Source organism: Luteitalea sp. TBR-22, from assembly GCF_016865485.1.
GTDB lineage: Bacteria > Acidobacteriota > Vicinamibacteria > Vicinamibacterales > Vicinamibacteraceae > Luteitalea.
Genome location: NZ_AP024452.1, coordinates 2,308,827 through 2,326,256, shown reverse-complemented (window position 1 = coordinate 2,326,256; position 17,430 = coordinate 2,308,827). Strand labels below are relative to the sequence as shown.

12 protein-coding genes and 1 other RNA gene are annotated in these 17,430 nt (G+C 69.5%); 8 read left to right on the top strand and 5 right to left on the bottom strand.

The annotated features are described in order from the left end of the window. Positions 1-45 precede the first annotated feature (45 nt). Positions 46-2,679, bottom strand: coding sequence for a hypothetical protein (locus tag TBR22_RS09515; RefSeq protein WP_239492738.1), 2,634 nt, complete (start codon positions 2,677-2,679; stop codon positions 46-48). 27 nt (positions 2,680-2,706) lie between these two features. On the opposite strand from TBR22_RS09515, the gene TBR22_RS09510 reads away from it, so the two are divergent. The 3 genes from TBR22_RS09510 (at position 2,707) to TBR22_RS09500 (ending at position 7,377) form a co-directional block, all read left to right on the top strand. After that, positions 2,707-4,422 carry a hypothetical protein gene (locus TBR22_RS09510; protein WP_239492737.1) on the top strand — a complete coding sequence of 572 codons (1,716 nt, stop codon included), beginning with the start codon at positions 2,707-2,709 and terminating at the stop codon, positions 4,420-4,422. Positions 4,423-4,430: 8 nt separating this feature from the next. Continuing rightward, positions 4,431-5,999 (top strand): hypothetical protein, encoded by a 1,569-nt coding sequence (locus tag TBR22_RS09505; RefSeq protein ID WP_239492736.1) that lies wholly within the window; start codon positions 4,431-4,433, stop codon positions 5,997-5,999. A gap of 187 nt (positions 6,000-6,186) precedes the next feature. Further along, positions 6,187-7,377, top strand: coding sequence for a pyridoxal phosphate-dependent aminotransferase (locus tag TBR22_RS09500; RefSeq protein ID WP_239492735.1), 1,191 nt, complete (start codon positions 6,187-6,189; stop codon positions 7,375-7,377). Positions 7,378-7,477: 100 nt separating this feature from the next. On the opposite strand, the gene TBR22_RS09495 is transcribed toward TBR22_RS09500, so the two are convergent. Genes TBR22_RS09495 through TBR22_RS09485 form a run of 3 tightly spaced genes read right to left on the bottom strand, consistent with a single transcriptional unit; the run spans position 7,478 to position 11,831 of the window. Next, positions 7,478-8,041 (bottom strand): ECF transporter S component, encoded by a 564-nt coding sequence (locus TBR22_RS09495; RefSeq protein WP_239492734.1) that lies wholly within the window; start codon positions 8,039-8,041, stop codon positions 7,478-7,480. A gap of 10 nt (positions 8,042-8,051) precedes the next feature. Beyond that, complete coding sequence (locus TBR22_RS09490) at positions 8,052-10,373, bottom strand: lytic transglycosylase domain-containing protein (RefSeq protein ID WP_239492733.1); 2,322 nt, start codon at positions 10,371-10,373, stop codon at positions 8,052-8,054. Positions 10,374-10,424: 51 nt separating this feature from the next. After that, positions 10,425-11,831, bottom strand: a complete 1,407-nt coding sequence (locus TBR22_RS09485) for a hypothetical protein (protein ID WP_239492732.1) — start codon at positions 11,829-11,831, stop codon at positions 10,425-10,427. Between the two features lie 99 nt (positions 11,832-11,930). On the opposite strand from TBR22_RS09485, the gene ssrA reads away from it, so the two are divergent. Then, positions 11,931-12,288, top strand: a transfer-messenger RNA (tmRNA) gene (gene ssrA, locus TBR22_RS09480). A 32-nt stretch (positions 12,289-12,320) separates the two neighbouring features. Here ssrA and TBR22_RS09475 read toward each other — a convergent pair. After that, complete coding sequence (locus tag TBR22_RS09475) at positions 12,321-13,325, bottom strand: site-specific integrase (protein WP_239492731.1); 1,005 nt, start codon at positions 13,323-13,325, stop codon at positions 12,321-12,323. A gap of 235 nt (positions 13,326-13,560) precedes the next feature. Between TBR22_RS09475 and TBR22_RS09470 the strand changes: the two genes are divergently transcribed. The 4 genes from TBR22_RS09470 to TBR22_RS09455 all read left to right on the top strand — a co-directional run bounded on the left by TBR22_RS09470 (position 13,561) and on the right by TBR22_RS09455 (position 17,338). After that, entirely contained in the window at positions 13,561-14,037 is a 477-nt protein-coding gene (locus TBR22_RS09470) for an HTH domain-containing protein (protein ID WP_239492730.1), read from the top strand. 78 nt (positions 14,038-14,115) lie between these two features. Next, the gene (locus TBR22_RS09465; RefSeq protein WP_239492729.1) at positions 14,116-15,669 is read left to right on the top strand and encodes a class I SAM-dependent DNA methyltransferase; all 1,554 of its coding nucleotides are present in this window, start codon (positions 14,116-14,118) and stop codon (positions 15,667-15,669) included. Further along, positions 15,659-16,885: a restriction endonuclease subunit S gene (locus TBR22_RS09460; RefSeq protein WP_239492728.1), complete on the top strand. Its 1,227-nt coding sequence runs from the start codon at positions 15,659-15,661 to the stop codon at positions 16,883-16,885. The genes TBR22_RS09465 and TBR22_RS09460 overlap by 11 nt, the downstream gene beginning before the upstream one ends. A gap of 288 nt (positions 16,886-17,173) precedes the next feature. After that, a complete protein-coding gene (locus tag TBR22_RS09455) occupies positions 17,174-17,338 on the top strand; it encodes a hypothetical protein (RefSeq protein ID WP_239492727.1) in 165 nt (54 codons plus the stop codon). The last annotated feature ends 92 nt before the right edge of the window (positions 17,339-17,430 follow it).

Here is a 17,430-nt window from a genome sequence, read left to right as displayed (position 1 = left end):
AAGAGGCAGCAAGAGGCTCCGGATCCGTCGCCAGGGAGTGGCGCGCTACCGGGCGGAGATCCAGGCGGCGAGCCAGCGCTGGTCACCGCCGGTGGTGCCCTGTCCGGGCCGGAAACCGCCGCGCGTCTCGATCCGCAGCCGCCCCTGCTGCGGCGTCATCGTCGCCGTCCGCACCTCCCCCGGCCCCAGCGTCAGGCGCCCGCTCGCTCGCCCGGTCCACGTCACCGTGACCGGGGCGGTGCCGGCGCGCAGGTCCACGACAACCGGCCCGTCACCGGTGACACCCACGGTCACCGCCGCGTCGCCAGCAAGCCAGGCGCCGTCGGCTTCCGGGTAGATGCCGTCCTCGGGGAGCAGCCACACACGATCGCCGATGGCGTGCAGTCGGGTGGCTGGCGCCGGGCTGTCGTCGGCCCGGATCTCGTCGGCCACGATCCAGGTGCGTCGGACGCTGGCGGCGGCCTCCCGGGACGCTTTCACCACGAGTTCCTGCACCGGCACGCCGAGCACGAAGGGCACCGACACCGCGGCACCCGCCGGCTGGAGGTCGGCCGCGAAGCGCGCCGTTCGTCCGTCGCCGAGCGACACCCCGAGGCGTGCGCCCGGCCCGCCCCCATCGGCCCACAGGCGATACCGCCCCGCCGGCAGATCGTCGATGCGGAGCAGCGTGTAGTCGGCGGCCCCCGTCCGTCGTCGCGAGTCGAGTTCGACATCGAACCAGGTGCGCGTCCGTCCGGTCGGTGGCGGCGTGATCGCGACCAGCACGTCCCGAGGCGACGAGGCGCGTCGCGCAAGGTAACGGACCTGCGAGGCGACCGGTTGCAGGGCTGGCGCCCGGTGACCCGCACGCACCGTGGCCGACGCCACGGGCACCACCACGAGCCCGAGCGTGAGCATCGATGCCACGGGCGTCAGTCGTCCGCGGCGCTCGGCGAGTCGCCACCCGGCCCACGCGACGGCCAGGAGTGCCGCCCAAGCGAACGCATCGTGCACGACCACGTGTGGCGGGTCGCGGTGCGCCGCCGGCAACGCCGACACGAGGTCGACGAGGGGACTGGCCCACGTGAGCACGCGCGCCCGCCCGTCGCGGACGTTGTAGGCCAACGCTCCGTGGTCGGCGACGACCAGCGCGGTGGTGCACGCCAGCGACACGACGAGCGCCGCCATGGCCAGGTGTCGCGACGCCCGGGTGCGCAGAGACTGCCAGCCGAGCGCGATGAACGGCGCCAGCGGCAGTACCAGCGGCACGAGGAAGCGCGCCGGCGCCGAGAGGCCGCCCCACCACATGCGGTAGGCGCCGACCGTCGACGTATAGAGCGCGGCGAGGGCCACCACCAACACCGACACCCACCAGGCACCTGGTCGTTCCCGGCGCACCGACAACCGCAGGGCGCCCAGTGCCAGGACCAGCACTGGGGCCGTCGAGAGCAGCCCGAACTGCTGGTCGACGAGCAGCCCGGGCAGCCCCGGGCGCAGGTGCGCGAGTGCCATCTGGGTGTACGCGCCGTACGGCGCCGACGGGTCAGGCGTGCCGTAGATCCAGACGAAGCACCCGAACCACGCGGCCGCGGCGATTGCCGCCGGTACGACGAACGCGGCGAGGGCCCGCCAGTCGCGCCGGACGAGCAGCGTCGCGGCACTCGCCGCGCCGAGCCCGACCGAGATCAGCGCGTAGCGCGTGTGCAGCCAGGGCAACAGCCCGAGCGCGAGCGACGCCAGCGCCCACGGGGCCGCCGACGGCCGGGCGGCAGACCCGGGCCCACCACTGCTGACGGCCTCGCGCAGCAACACGCCGATGGCCAGCAGCGCGAGCGCCGACGCCGGCGCGTCGGGGAAGATCGCCGCGCCGTGCAGGAAGAACGGCGCCGCGCCCACGGTGGCCAGGGTCGCGACCCAACTGGCCGTCACGTCGCCGGTCACCTGCCAGCTCACGCGCCACGCGAGCCACGCACCGAACATCGCGAACAGGACGAGCGTCGCCACGGCGCCCCGGTATCCGGCCACGGCGAAACCGGGAACGAGCAGCGCCGGCAGCCCCGGCGCATGCACCGAGTAGATCTGGCCGTCGGTGCCGCGGGCCAGGTAGCTCGGGGGCAGGGGCCGCGGGTGGTATGTCGCGTAGTCGGCCCGCGCGTGGTTGTCCTCGATGCGCAGGTCGCGATCGAGGAGCAGGCTCTGGGTGATGACCAGGTAGTCGGGTTCGTCGCCCTTCGGGTGCTGCGGCGCGGTGTGCCACGCCGTGGCGAGGAGCGCCACGCCGGTGACGGCCGCGGCGAACCACGGGGCCCGCGTGGGTGCGCCGAGCATGCCGCCGAGCGGCCGGGCGAGCAGGCGAAACGCGTCAGCGTGGACGTACGTGACGCAGGCGAGCCACCAGCCGACGGCGAGGGGGCCGGTCCATGCCAGCCAGGCCGCCGGGATGGGCAGCGGCAGCCACGGCAGCACCACCGGCGAGACGAGCGCGAGCGCGACGAGCGGGCCGGGCGAGCGCGAGCCCCTGGCCAGGCCGATCGCCGACAAGGCCAGGAGCGGCAGCAGGAAGGACAGGAAGGCACTGGGGGGACCGATCAGGCCGATGCGGGCGGGCGCGTCGAGGGAGCGGACGGTGACGGTTCCGGTCGCCAGCCAGCCCCCGAGCGCGAGGGCCGCAGCCGTCAGCAGCGGCACCAGGGCGCGCATCGGGCGGCATGCTACCATACGCCCCCTATGCCGTCGGGACGCGCCGCGACCTGGAGCGGCCGCCTGGTGCTGGGCCTGCTGCTCGCCATCGCCATGACGTGGCCCATGGCCGGCAAGTTCGACCGCGCGGCCCGCCTGAACTTCGGCGACGGCGAGTGGAGCGTCTGGAACGTCACCTGGGTCGCCCACGCCCTGACCACGGCGCCCGGCTCCCTCTTCCAGGCCAACATCTTTCACCCCGATCGCGACACCCTCGCCTACTCCGAGGCCAATGTCGTCACGGGCCTGCTCGGCGCGCCGTTCCACCTGGCGACCGGCGGCAATCCGTACGCGACCCACAACGGCGCGATCCTGACCGCACTCGTCCTCGCCTTCGTCTTCGCGTGGGGCTTTGCCGAGACGCTCGGCGCCTCGAGCGCGATGGCCGCGGCGTTCGCCGTGGCGTTCACGTACTGTCCGTACCTGTTCGCCCGCACGGCGCACATCCAGTTGATGATGACGTTCGGCCTGCCGCTGGCGCTGCAGGCCTTCCACCGACTGGTGGCGCGCCCCTCGGCTGGCCGCGGCGCGTGGCTCGGCGTGACGCTGGCGATTCAGGCGTTGGCGTGCGCGTACTTCGGCATCTTCGCCGGCCTCACGGTGGGTCTCGGCACGCTCTACTTCGCGGCGACGCGCGGCCTCTGGCGCTCACGCGGCTACTGGGTCGCCATCGCGCTCGGCGCGGTCGTCAGCCTGGCGCTCGTCGGGCCGTTCTTCCTGCCGTACATCCGCGTGCAGAAGGAACTCGGCTTCACGCGCCTGCTCGAGGACGCCGCCATGTACTCGGCCGACTGGCAGGCGTGGCTGGCTTCGTCGGCGTGGGCACACCGGTGGATGCTGCCGTGGCTCGGCCACTGGAACGAGGTGTTGTTCCCCGGCTTCCTGCTGACGGCGCTGGGCCTCGCCGGTCTGGTTTTCGGGTTACGCAAGCCGTTCGTGGCCGTCGACGTTCACGTCGACGGTCCGGCGCCGACCCCACATACCCCCTCGCCCCTCGACGCGCCGTATCGCCGCGAGACGACGATCTTCTACGGCATGGTCGGCACGATCGCGTTCTGGGCCAGCTTCGGCCCCAAGGCGTACCTCTACACGGCGCTCTACTACGGCATCCCGATCTTCACGTTCCTGCGCGCGCCGGGTCGCTTCGGCATCCTCGTGTCGCTGGCGCTCGGGGTACTCGCGCTGGTCGCGCTGCGCACGTGGACGGAACGGCGCCCGGCCCGCACGCAACTGATGGCGGGCTCACTCGTCGCGCTGCTCTTCACGGCGGAATACGCCACGGCGCCGATCCGCCTCGAGGATGCCGCACCGGCTCCCGAGGCCCATCGTCGCCTCGCGACGCTGCCGCCAGGCGCGGTGGTCGAACTGCCCTTCTGGTACATCCGCACCGACTTCCCGCGCCACTCGCGGTACATGCTGCTCTCGACGTACCACTGGCACCCGCTCGTGAACGGCTACAGCGACCACATCCCGCAGTGGTTCCGCGACGAGGTGGTGCGCATCAGCAGCTTCCCCACCGCCGAGTCGCTGCAGATCGTGGTCGACCGCCACCAGGCGAAGTACGCGATCTTCCACACGCGGCACTACGACAGCCGCAGCCGGATGCGCCTGCGCGAGCGGCTCGAGCAGTACAGGGACTACGTGCGGCCCCTCTTCACCGAAGGCGACGTGTGGCTCTACGAGATCGTCGGGGCGCCGCGCTAGCGTTCTTCGTGCTCCTCGCGCTGGCGCACACGTGGCCGCTGGTCACCGCGCCGGCCACGCTCTCGCGCACCGACAGCGCCGACGGCCTGCTCAACCAGTGGATCCTCGGCTGGGTGGCGCACGCCCTCGCGACGCAACCGCTGTCGCTGTTCGACGCCAACATCTTCTTCCCCGAGCCGCGCACGCTGGCGTTCTCGGAACACCTCGTGGTGCCCGCCCTCTTCTCGGCCCCCGTCTTCTGGGCAGGCGGCGGGCCGGTGCTCGCCTACAACGTCACGCTCTGGATCGGCCTCGCGCTCACCGGGTGGACGATGGCGTTGGTGGTGCACCGGTGGACGGGCGACTGGTACGCCGCGCTGCTGGCTGGCAGCCTCGCCGCCTTCAACACCGACACGCTCACGCGCATGGCCCACATCCAGGCGATGCACGTCGAGTTCCTGCCGCTGGCCCTGCTTGCGCTCGACGACACGCTGCGCTCGGGATCGCGTCGCGACGCCCTGCGCCTCGGGCTCTACGCCGCGCTGCAGATGCTCTGCTCGGGCTACCTGCTGGTGATGACCGGCGTGTCGCTGGCCGTCGGCGTACTGGTGCGGCCGCGCGACTGGCTCGGCGCCCGGGCGAGGACCGTGCTGCCGTCCCTGGCGCTCGCCATCGGTGTGATGGCGCTTCTTTGCGCGCCGTTCCTGCTCCAGTACTACCGCGTCCAGCAGGATCAGGGCCTCACGCGCTCGGTGGACGAAGTGCGCCAGTACGCCGGGGCGTGGGCCAACTTCGTGGCGACCGGTGCGCGCGTCCATTACGAGACGTGGAACGCCAGCCTCTATCGACAGGCCAACTCCGCAGCCTTCCCGGGCGTGACCCCATGGCTGCTCGCGCTCGTCGCGGTCGGCGCCGGCATCGCCTGGCGTGACCCGCGGGCCCGCACGTGGCTCGCCATCGGGCTGGTGGGCGCGGCGTTGAGCTTCGGACCGGAGTTGCCAGGCTATGCCGTGCTGTATCGCGTCGTGCCGATCCTGCAGGGCATCCGCGCCGTCGCCCGCTTCGCGCTGCTGCCGCTGCTGGCCGTCGGCGTGCTCGGTGCGTTCGGCCTCGCATGGCTGCGCACGCGCCTCGAGGCGCGCGGCGCGGGCCGCGCGGCGCACGCCCTCGGCGTGGCGGCAGTGGTGCTCGTGAACGTCGAGAACACGCGCGTGCCGATGGGGTTCGTCGAGTTCGACGGCATCCCCGCCATGTACCAGGCACTCGCACGCGAGCCGAACGCCATCGTCGCGGAACTGCCGTTCCCCGAGCCGGCGCGCGTCGCCGTCAACGCGGCCGCCGTGCAGGCCTCCACGGCGCATTGGAAGCCGCTGCTCAACGGGTACTCCGGCTACACGCCCAGGAGCTACGTGGACCACTACCTGGCGTTCCAGGGCTTCCCCGGCACCGACAGCATCGATGCCCTCCGCCGCGCCGGCGTCACCCACATCGTCGTCCACGTCGGCCAGGCTCCCGATGCCGTGGCCGCCTTGCAGAAGATGCCGGCCGTGACGCTGCTCGCGTCCGACACCGAACGCCGCATCTATCGGATACGGTGATGCTGACCGACTCGCAGGTGCCCAGCCGGGTCTGTGACGGCCCCTTGCCGGTCGGACTGAAGTTCGACCGCCACGAACCTCGTGGGTCGCGGGCGTCATCAAGCACTCCGTGGGCGTCGACGTTCACGTCAACGCACGGAACTCACATTCCTGCTGGCCCGGCTCGGACAGCCGGCCCTACCTTACGATGCTGACACCCTCAGAGAAAGCGTCCCGGTTCACCGAGTCGGTCATCCGCGAGATGACCCGCGTGGCGCTCGCCCACGGCGCCGTCAACCTCTCGCAAGGATTCCCCGACTTCCCCGCTCCCGACGAGGTCAAGGCTGCGGCTGTACGTGCCGTCGAGGCCGACGTCAACCAGTACGCGGTCACCTGGGGAGCCGCGCCGCTGCGCGCCGCGATCGGCGAGCACATGCAGCGGCACTACGACGTCGCCATCGAACCGGATCGCCAGGTGACGGTGTGCTGCGGATCCACCGAGGCCATGATTGCGACGCTGCTCGCGACGGTGAATCCCGGCGACGAGGTGATCGTCTTCGAGCCGTACTACGAGAACTACGGGCCCGACGCCATCCTCTCCGGCGCGACGCCACGCTACGTGCGCCTGCACGAGCCCGGCTGGACGATCGACCCGGATGAACTGCGCGCCGCCGTCACGCCGAGGACACGCGCCATCATCCTGAACTCGCCGCACAACCCGACCGGCAAGGTGTTCACGCGCGAGGAACTGCAGTTGGTGGCCGACCTGTGTCAAGAGCACGACCTGCTGGCGATCACCGACGAGATCTACGAGTTCATCGTGTACGGCGAGGCGCGGCACGTCCCGCTCTGCACCTTGCCCGGTATGGCGGAACGGACCGTCACCATCAGCAGCCTGTCAAAGTCGTTCAGCGTGACCGGCTGGCGCATCGGCTGGGCCATCGCGCCGCCGTCGTTGGCCGGGGCGATTCGCAAGGTGCACGACTTCCTGACGGTCGGCGCGCCGGCGCCGCTGCAGGACGCGGCGGCTTTCGCGCTGCGCATGCCCGACGCGTACTTCACGTCGCTCGCGGCGCACTACGACATGCGACGGCAGCGCTGCGTCGCGATGCTCGAGCGCTGCGGCTTCGCGCCACGCGTGCCCGACGGCGCGTACTACGTGATGACCGACACGCGCGAGCCGCTCGCCCGCGTCCGGGCGAAGGGTCGCGGACCCGAGTCCGACGATGACGTGAGCGTGGCGCGGTGGCTGGCGGCGGAGGTGGGAGTGGCGGCAGTGCCGGGCAGCAGCTTCTACCGCCCGGGAACCGGCGGCCGCGCGTGCCTGCGCTTCTGCTTCTGCAAGAAGGAGGAGACGCTGGCCGCCGCGGAGGAACGCCTCTTCGCGGTGTTCGTGTAATTTGAGATTTGAAATTTGAAATGGCCCGGCGGCCGGCCTCCCGGCCTGGCCGCTTGGGGCGTCCCGAGGGGCGACGGCGAAGCCGCGCCCCGCGAGAATTTCAAATGTCCAATTTCGAATTGCCGCGTTCCCGCTTCACCCAGGCATTGGCGAGGAGCGGCAACAACACCACCTGCGCGATCGCCGCGGGCAGGCCCGGCAGCATCGCGGCCTGGAGGTAGACGGGGAACGCGGTCGTAATCGCGCCAGTCACCACCATCACGGCGAGGAACACGAGCCGACCGCCGATCACCGAGGCGAGCGCGGCCTCGAACCGTCCACGGTGCAGCACCTGCACCATGAAGCCGGCAATGGCGCCGTAGGCGGCGAGTTCGAAGGTCATCGACGGCAGCACCGCGGGTCGCGGCATGCCGGTCATCAGGTAGCTCAGGACGGGCGAGGCCGCGCCGATGATCGCGCCGGAGCGCCAGCCGTAGACGAGGCCGGCGAGGATCGCGGGCCAGTGCATCGGCAACAACTGCCGCACGGGCAGGGCCAGCGCGTGGATCGCGGCGGGCAGGGCCCAGGCGGCGGCCAACAGCAGGCCGAGCTGGATCGTCAGTGCGCGCGGATGCCGGGCCGGCAGCGTCCAGGCCGGCGCGTGGGTCGAATGGGTCTGGGCCACGCCGGAGATTCTACTCCGCGAGGACGTCGGCGTAGAGGCGGCGGTAGTCCACGGCCGTGCCCAGGATCTTCTTGACGTACATCTGGGTCTCGGGGAACGGGATGTCGTCGATGAACTCGGCCTGTTCGAGACCGCCCCGCTCGGCCTTCCACCGGATCACGCGCGCCGCGCCGGCGTTGTAGGCGGCCAGGGCATACGGCACGCCGTCGTGGTTGCGAATCAGGGTGGCGAGGTAGCGGGTTCCCAGGCGGACGTTGGTCTCCGGGTCGGTCAGTCGCTGGGTCGTGAACCGCGGCACGCCCTCGGCGCGCGCCAGTTGGCGCCCCGTCGACGGCAGGATCTGCATCAGCCCCCAGGCGTTGGCCGGCGACCGCACGTCGGCCACGTACGACGACTCCTGCGCGATGAGAGCGGCGACCAGGAACGGGTCGAGGCCGTGCTGCGCCGAGTAGCGCTTGATGTACGGGACGTAGTCGATCGGGAAGATCACTTCCTGGATGGCGCGCGGCAGCGCATCGCCGCGCACCGACAGGTACTGCGGGTACGCCTGCCGCATCGTGTTGATGGCGGGGCGATTCTCGCCCTGCTGACGGTAGACCCACGCCAGCGTCGCGTCGAGCTTGGGCGAGCGACCGTGGGCGCGCTGCGCGTGCGTGATCTCGGCGATCGCCTCGTCGAACATGCCCGCGGCGACCAGCCACGTGATCAGGTCGGCGGTCGGTGGCGGGCTCGCGGCCGCCATTCGTGCATCGGGCACCATGGGCGAGGCGCCGTCGCCCGGGCCATCGCCCAGCGCGTCGGCCTCTCCCCCGTCGATCGCCACCCCCATGCCACTCGAGGCGGCCATGGTCGCCGGCGTCGGCAACGGCGCGCCGAGCCGGCCGAGCGCCTCGGCGGCCAGTCGCCCGTAGTACGAGTGCAGGTAGTCGACGACGGCCAGGGACAGTCGCTGGGTCGCGCCCGCGGTGTCACCCTGCTTCTCGTGCGCCCGGCCCGACCAGTAGATCCACGCCGGACGGGTGTTGGCGCGCGGGATGCTCGCCGCCGCCAGGTCGAACACGCGCGCGGCCTCGTCGTAGCGGCCGGCGCGATAGGACCACCAGCCGTACTTCCAGGCGGCGCGCTCGGCGTACCGGCCCGACGGGTTGCGGTCGAACAGGCGGCGGAAGATTGTCGCGGCCTCGGCGTCCGCGTCGGCCTTCACGAGCGCGATGGCATGCTCGCTGAGCGCGCGCTCGATCCACGCGTCGGCCGCGGTACCTGCCGGGGTGGCGGCCATCGCGTCGAGGGCCTCGCGGTACTCGGCGGCACGGCCCTGCTCACGGAGGGCCACGGCGGCCAGGTACTGTGCCTCGCCGTGTCCGACCCCGCGTGCCGCGAGGTCGCCGAGCGTGGCCAGTTGCGTCGCGCAGCGCTTCAACGCACAGGCCGCCTGTGCCAGGCGCAGGTTGAGGCGGTCGCGGCGCGCCTGCGCTTCGGCCGCATCGGGGCTGGCGGCCAGCAGCGGCTCGAGCAGCTTCAAGGCGGCTTCGGCGTCGGCGGCGCGGCCAGCGGCGAGCAGGGCCTCGGCACGCGTGAGGTCGTGCGGGAAGGCGTCGGGAGTGCCGACGGCCGCCGTGTTCAACGTGGTTTCTGCCTGGCGAAGCGCCGAGGCGGCGAGTTCACTCGTGGGGAACTCGTAGTACAGGCGCAACCAGAGGCGCGCCGCGTCCTGCGGCCGCCCTGCCGCGCGTGTCGCGGTGGCCCACTGGTCGAGCGCCACGTCGCGCTGGCTCGTGAGTGCCGGATACAGTTCCTCGTAGAGCGCCGCCGCGCCAGCCGCGTCGCCAAGGCTCAGTGCCGCCTCGGCTTCGGCCGACAGGGTCAGGACACGCAGGCGACCGGCCGAGAGCGATCGCCTCAAGCCCGCCAGCCGCGCGCGCGCCGGCTCCGGCCGACGAAGACGCAGGTCGCACAGGGCGCGGTAATAGGTGGCATAGGGCTCGAGCGGCGTGCCGTCGAGGCGCGCCTCCTCGAGCGCCGTCAGCGCCTCGGAATAGCGGGTGGTCCGGACGGCCTCGGCCGCGCTGCGCAGGGCGCGAACCCCGGCTCGCCGCGCAATCGCGTCGCGCTCGGCCCCCGCCGGTACCAGCCATGCCTCGTCCAGGGTGGCTGGCACAGGGGGATGCGGCGTCGGCGCAAGCTGCTGGGCGGCCTTCGGAGCGAAGGAGACGCGCGGCCACCAGTCGCCTCCGAACGTGCCCGCCGACACGAGGACGGCCAGCCCGGCCGTGAGTACCCACACGTGGCGTCGTGTCGGGCGAGCGGCGGGCGTGGGAGTAGGCGTCGGCATTCGGGCGATTCTGTTGGCGAGTGCTCGACCGCAGTCGATCACTCGGCGCGACTACGAGCCGGTACGGAGCAAGGTTGCGTCGCCGTTGGCCAGCGTCCTGACGAGTTCCTCGTCGAACAGCGCCTCGCGACCAGGCACGGCCTCGGGCACGCGTTGCCGGTACGTGCGGCGGGCGCGCTCGATGTCGTCGCCGAGCCGGGTGCCGAGATCGCCTGCGGCGCGACCGGCCATCACGTCGGCTTCCCGATTCAGACGAATCTCCGAGACGAGCAGCCGAGCCACGCGCCTGGCCTGCTCGAGCGCGTCGCCCATTGACGTCTCCAGCGTCGGGCGCTGCACCACACGGAGGTGGGGCGGCATCGGCACCACCACGGCCGGCTTGCTGGCCCGGGCATAGCCGGCCGCGCGCATGGCGGTGAGCGTTTCCAGGCAGCGAGCCGCGTGGCGCGCGAGCACCTCCACCGCGTCGGACCACCCCGGCGGCAAGGCCTGCGGATCGTCTCCGCCGTCGGCATACACGAGCGCGGCGGCCTGCCCGCCGATCGCCACCGGGACGGCCAGTCCCTGATGGCCGTCCGGGAGCGCCGCCAGGCCGAGCACCGGGCCATGACCGTCGCCTTCGACGATGGCCGGGCGAGCGCTGTCGAGGATGGCCTTGAGATCGGCGTGCTCGGGAAGATGGAGGTCGGCGCCAATGCCCGGGGCATCGGCCGGGAAGCCGTGCCGGCGCCAGATGCGCGCCCTGTCCTGCTGGAACACGAGGACGGCGGACCTGGGCGCCTGGGCGGCCAATCCCTCGGCGAGCGCGTCGAGCACCTCGCTCAGCGTGGTGGCGTCGTCCATGCCGCTGACGGCGTGGGCGAGGGCCTGCACGTGGGTGGCGACATCCTGACGGGCCAGGCGGGACGACTCGAGGAGAGCGGCCGCGCGCCCCTGTTCGTTCTGGAGCGAGGCCTGCCGGACCGCTTCGGCCAGGGCGCGTTCGGCCTCGGCGAGCGCCGCGTCGGCTTCCTCGCGCATGGCGCCGATCTGGCGAGCCTGGGCCTCGCGGTCGCGGGTGAGCTGCTCCTCGAGGTCGGCCAGGCGGGAGTCGCGGGCCGCGAGGTCGGCGTTCAGTTCCTCGATCCGCCTGGAGAGCTCGGCAGCGGCGGTGGCGTGCGCGGCTTCGGCGTCGGCGCCGGCGGCCCCCGCAGCGGCCGTCAACTCGTCGGTGAGGGCCGCGAGTCGGCCTCGCAGGTCCTCGTCGAGGCGGCGGACCGCCGCCTGTGCGGCCTCGGTGATGCGGGTCTCGAGCGACATGGTCGTCCTGGGGTGGCGAGCGTCCTGGTCCCACAACGAGAACTGGCTGGCCGTGCGGGGATTATGCGAGGCCCATACCAGCCCGTCAAGGCAGGAAAAGCCGAGGAATTTCGCGAATTTTCTTGTAGTACCCGAATGCGAGTGGAGGTAGACTGTCAATATCGTCGATCGTCCGTCACTCGTGGCATGGCCAGTCCTGCCACGGTGTCGGCCGGGCGACGGGCAGTCGTGGGTCACGGCCCGCGGCGGCATCTCCAGGGGGGCGTCACGGCTTCGACGGAGGTGTGGAACCGTGGGATGCGTGCCGAGGACTCCGAGCTTCCTCGTTAAACCGTTCGGAAACCAAATGTAACTGCGGAACCGCAGCTTGCACTCGCCGCTTAATTAACGGCGACGCGTCACCCCAGAGCGCCCTCGACCGGGGATGACGCGCCATTCAGAGGGCTGGCCCCCGCTCGGTGTTCCGGCAGGCGGGGGCGAGACTTACCGGGACTGGCTGTCAGGTTTTTCTCGCCGCTCTTCGAGCCTGCCAGTGAGATTTCAAGAGCGGACACGCACGTAGATTTCTGCGGGGATGCGCCCTCGGACGCGGGTTCGACTCCCGCCGCCTCCACCACTTAAGTCATTCTAGCAGAATGATTTACAGAGTCAACCCCGACCCTTCTCCACGATTTCTCCACGGAGAGGGTCGGCGGAGCGGGGCCCGTTGAGCAGCGCGATGGCCTGATCGAGCGCGCTCGGCGAGAGGTGCATGTACCTCTGCGTCGTCGCGAGGTTCTCGTGACCGGCGAGTTCCTGGATGGCCCGCGCGGGAGCGCCCTTCATGGCCAGGTGGCTGCAGAAGGAGTGGCGGAGGATGTGGACGCCCTGCCGGACGCCTGCCCGCTTGGCGGCCCGCTTCATCCAGTCCTGCACCTCCTTCTGGGTCAGCCCGACGCCGTAGCGGTCGTGCAGCACACGCATCCGCTTGTCCTGGTACTTGAGGAGCGCCGCCTCCAGCCGGTCGCTCAGGGGCACGTACCGGACCCTGCCCCCCTTCGTGGCGGTGACGTGGCCCTTCCAGTCCGACCGCTCGATCACGAGCTGGCGCTTCTGCCAGTTCACGTCTCGCCACTCCAGCGCCATCATCTCGCCGCACCTGAGCCCGGCGTCGCCGCCCAGCAGGACGATGAGGTGCGCCATCGGGTGCAGAGCCTCAGCCGCGGCCAGCAGGCGCTCGTACTCGTGGAAGTCGTAGAACCGCGCGGTGGTCTTGGGCACCTTGAGAAGCCGCACGGCGCAAGGCATCTGCTCGATGACGCCCCACTCCACCGCCGTCTTCAGCAGCTTGTTCAACACCGTGAGGACGTTGTTGACCGTCTTCGGGGACCGACTGGTGAGGGCCGACTTCAGGCGCTGTACCGATTCGTTGTCAATCGCATGGAGGGGCGTGCGGCCCATGTGCGGAAGCAGATGGACGCGCAGGATCGTCTCTTTCGCGGCCAGCCCACTGGGCTTCTGCCGCTCAGCCCTGGCGTGGCCATCCATGAACCTGGGCGCAAACTCGCGAAGGCGAGGACTGTCGGTACGAGAGGGGCTGGGCGCGGTGTTGTTCAGGAGCAGTTCGCGTTCGCGATTCTGCCCCCACCGCAACGCGGCGGACCGAGAGGTCACGGGAGCCTTCTTCCGTTCCCTCCACGGCTTGCCGTTCGGGAGAACGAGCCGGAGGTCCACCTCCCACTCGTTCGTTCCTCGGTACTTCCTGACTCGGACGCTCATCACGCATCTCCTCGTGACGGCGAACGACTTGTGGCCAGAGCAGTCTAGCAGCGCTGCCCTTCTTCGGCACCTCGGTATGGCATAGGGCCTTGGCTAGGCCTTGGCAAGGTGCTATGACATGCTGCAGGCCATGGCGATCGCCCACTCAGCCGAGCAACTACGCCGTGAGCTGCTTCAGCGACGTAGCAACCTCGAAGCAGAACTCCAACGCGTCGAGACCGCCTTGGCGGCACTGAACGGTTTACAGGGAGTCGGGGATATCCACCTCGATGGAGATGATTGGTCCTCGCTGGGGATGATTGAAGCAGCACGCAAGCTGCTTGAGGAATCAGGCCAGCCCATGTCGACTCGCTCTCTGGTCGAGGAAATGCTTCGCAGAGGCGTGCGGACCCGCTCAAAGAAGCCAATTGCGACCCTGTACGTGGTCTTGCGCGAAGCACCCGGTTTCGCCTTCGACCGGGCACGGCGGGCCTGGACGCTAGCGACAGGAAAGGCCGGTCGCTCTGAGGTGACAGCGGTGACGGTTGCGGAAGATGCCCTCCCTGGCGAGCACCATCGCGCGTCCTCAGGCGTCAGACGCCGGTCGTATCGCACGTCCAGTGGGTGAGACAGCACAGGCCTGTCAAGCCCGTCACGCTGACAAGCCCCCCCTGCTACTATCCACGCGAAAAGACCTAGCTAGCACATGGCCAAGAAGAAGGTAGTACCCGCAAACGGCAGAGGCGAGATCGGGTTCGAGGCCAAGCTGTGGGCCACCGCCGACGCCCTCCGCAACAACATGGACGCGGCCGAGTACAAGCACGTCGTTCTCGGCCTCATCTTCCTGAAGTACATCTCCGACGCCTTCGAGGCGAAGCACGAGGAGCTGCTGGCGCAGAAGGCGCACGGCGCCGACCCCGAGGACCCCGACGAGTACCAGGCCGCGAACGTGTTCTGGGTGCCCAAAGAGGCGCGCTGGTCGTTCCTGATGGCCAACGCACCGCAGCCCAACATCGGCGCCCTCGTGGACGCTGCGATGGAGGCGGTCGAGAAGGCCAACCCCTCGCTGAAGGGCGTGCTGCCCAAGGACTACGCGCGTCCCGGCCTCGACAAGACCAGGCTCGGCCAGATCATCAACCTGGTCGGCGACATCGCCCTCGGCGGCAGCGCCTCGAAGTCGAAGGACGTGCTCGGGCGGGTGTACGAGTACTTCCTCGCGAAGTTCGCCAGTGCCGAGGGCAAGAACGGGGGGCAGTTCTACACGCCGTCCTACGTGGTGCGCCTGCTCGTGGAGATGCTCGCGCCGTACAGGGGCCGCGTGTACGACCCCTGCTGCGGCTCGGGCGGGATGTTCGTGCAGAGCGAGAAGTTCGTCGAAGCGCACAGCGGGCGCATCGGCGACATCTCCATCTACGGCCAGGAGTCGAACTACACCACCTGGCGGTTGGCGAAGATGAACCTCGCCATCCGAGGTATCGACGCGCAGATCAAGCATGGCGACACGTTCCACGCCGACCAGCACCCGGACCTGAAGGCCGACTTCGTCCTGGCCAACCCGCCCTTCAACGACAGCGACTGGCGCGGGGACCTGCTGAAGGACGACAAGCGGTGGGTGTACGGGGTGCCGCCGGCTGGGAATGCGAACTACGCCTGGATTCAGCACTTCCTCCACCACCTCTCGCCGACTGGCACCGCCGGCTTCGTCCTCGCGAACGGGTCCATGTCCTCGAACCAGTCAGGCGAGGCCGAGATCCGGAAGGCGCTCGTCGAGGCCGACCTGGTGGATTGCATGGTGGCCCTGCCTGGCCAGTTGTTCTACTCGACTCAGATTCCCGTGTGCCTCTGGTTCCTGACGCGGGACAAGAAGGGCGGAGGCAAGCGGGACCGGCGCGGCGAGACGCTGTTCATCGACGCGAGGAACATGGGGACGCTCGTTGATCGCACCCGGAAAGAACTGACCGCCGAGGACATCGCGAAGGTGGCGGGGGCGTACCACGCCTGGCGGGGGGAGAAGGCCGCGGATGCTTACGGGGATGTGGCGGGGTTCTGCAAGGCAGCGAGGCGCGAGACCATCGCGGCGCAGGGGCACGTCCTCACACCTGGCCGTTTCGTGGGCACTGTGGCCGACGACGAAGTCGAAGGTGCCTTTGGCGAGCGGATGTCGGAACTGACTTCGACGCTCATTGAACAGCGGCGAGATGCCGCACGGCTCGACCATGCCATCGACCTGGCACTAGCGGAGTGTGGGCATGGTCGGTGAAGAGTGGCTCTCTTGTCCGTTCGCGGACGTGATTGATTTCCAAGAAGGGCCCGGCATCCTCGCCAAGGACTTCCATGACTCGGGAGTGCCGCTCATTCGGCTTTCCGGCCTCGACAGAGGCGCCTCACTATTGTCGGGGTGCAACTTCCTCGACCCCGCCATGGTTCGAAAACGGTGGGCGCATTTCGCCCTGCAACAAGGAGACATCCTCCTGAGCACGTCTGCTTCCCTCGGGCGACTTGCCGTTGTTGGCGAGGAGGGAGTTGGTGCGATCGCCTATACGGGGCTGATTCGAATGCGCCCTAAGGACGGAAGGCTCGTCGCCTCCTTCATCAGGTACCTACTGGAAGGACCTGAGTTCCAGAAGCAAGTGGAGGCCATGGGTGCGGGAAGTGTCATCAGGCACTTCGGTCCGATGCACTTGAGACAGATGCACGTGACATTGCCTCCGGTTGTTGAGCAACAGGCGATCGTCTCGCTCCTTGCGGCACTCGACGGCAAGATCGACCTGAACCGCCGCATGAGCGAGACGCTGGAGGCGATGGCACTGACGATTTTCGCGGAGCGAGTTCAGGGTAGAGGGCAGACCCAAAAGGCGCGTGAACTCATCGCACGCGGGTTGTTGGAGATCGGCGACGGGTATCGCGCAAAGAACTCCGAGCTCGGATCGCCGGGCCTACCGTTCATCCGGGCTGGAAACCTGAACGGCGAGATCGACACCGTCAAGGCTGAGCGTCTGTGCGATGCCAGCGCTGCCCTCGCCGGTTCCAAGACCAGTAAGCCGGGCGATGTCGTATTCACGTCGAAAGGCACGGTTGGACGATTCGCGCGAGTAACCGACTACACGCCAGAGTGTGTGTACTCGCCTCAGGTGTGCTACTGGCGGTCGCTTGAGCCTCGGCTGATTCCTCCCTCTTTACTGTTCTTATGGATGAAGAGCGCCGACATGATGCGGCAGATCATGGCCGTTGCAGGGCAGACCGACATGGCTCCATACGTGTCTCTGCGGGATCAGCGCCAGATGGATGTACCGCTCTACTCAGGAGAGGCCTTGCGGACGGCAGAATTACTCGAACCGATGCTGCATCGCCAGGCGGTTCTGTTCGCTGAGAATCGAACGTTGGCGTCTCTTCGCGATCTTCTCCTCCCCAAGCTCATCTCCGGCGAACTGCGTATCAAGGTAGCCGAGAAGTTGGTGGAGGCTGCGCCGGCATGAGCTGGACGGAGGACATCCAGAAGTCGATGGCGGCGTTCGAGCAGGTGGCGGCGCTCGCGGGCCACCCGCTGGCTGCCGACCACATTGTCGTCGAGTACCTGGACGCGCCATACACGGCCATCACGCCTGCCGACCGGGACGATGGCCGTGTATGGCTTCTGGGGGCATGGACGCTGGCTCAAAGTCGGCATCGCCGGGCCGAAGAGTGGAGCGAGGTTCTGCAGCCAGCACTATCGGGCGGGCAGCGCGCCCAGTACGTTGGCGGCCTCGCTCGCAGCAGACCCCGAGATGGCAGCCATCGCGGGCTTCGACCCTGCGGATGCGGGAGCGTGGATCAAGTCGGCTACGCACCGGGTCAACATCCTGATGCCGACCTCCGAGCCGAGGGAATTGCTGGCGCTGCTCGAAGCGTTCCTGCACCTGCGCCTTCGGCCGCGCTACGAGCGGTGTTAGGTGACGGCAGTGACAGCAGTGACGGGAGAGTACGGAGTCTCTGAGGCGATGCGGGGTACGGAGAAGGTGATCTCCCTCTCCTGGCCGCCCGA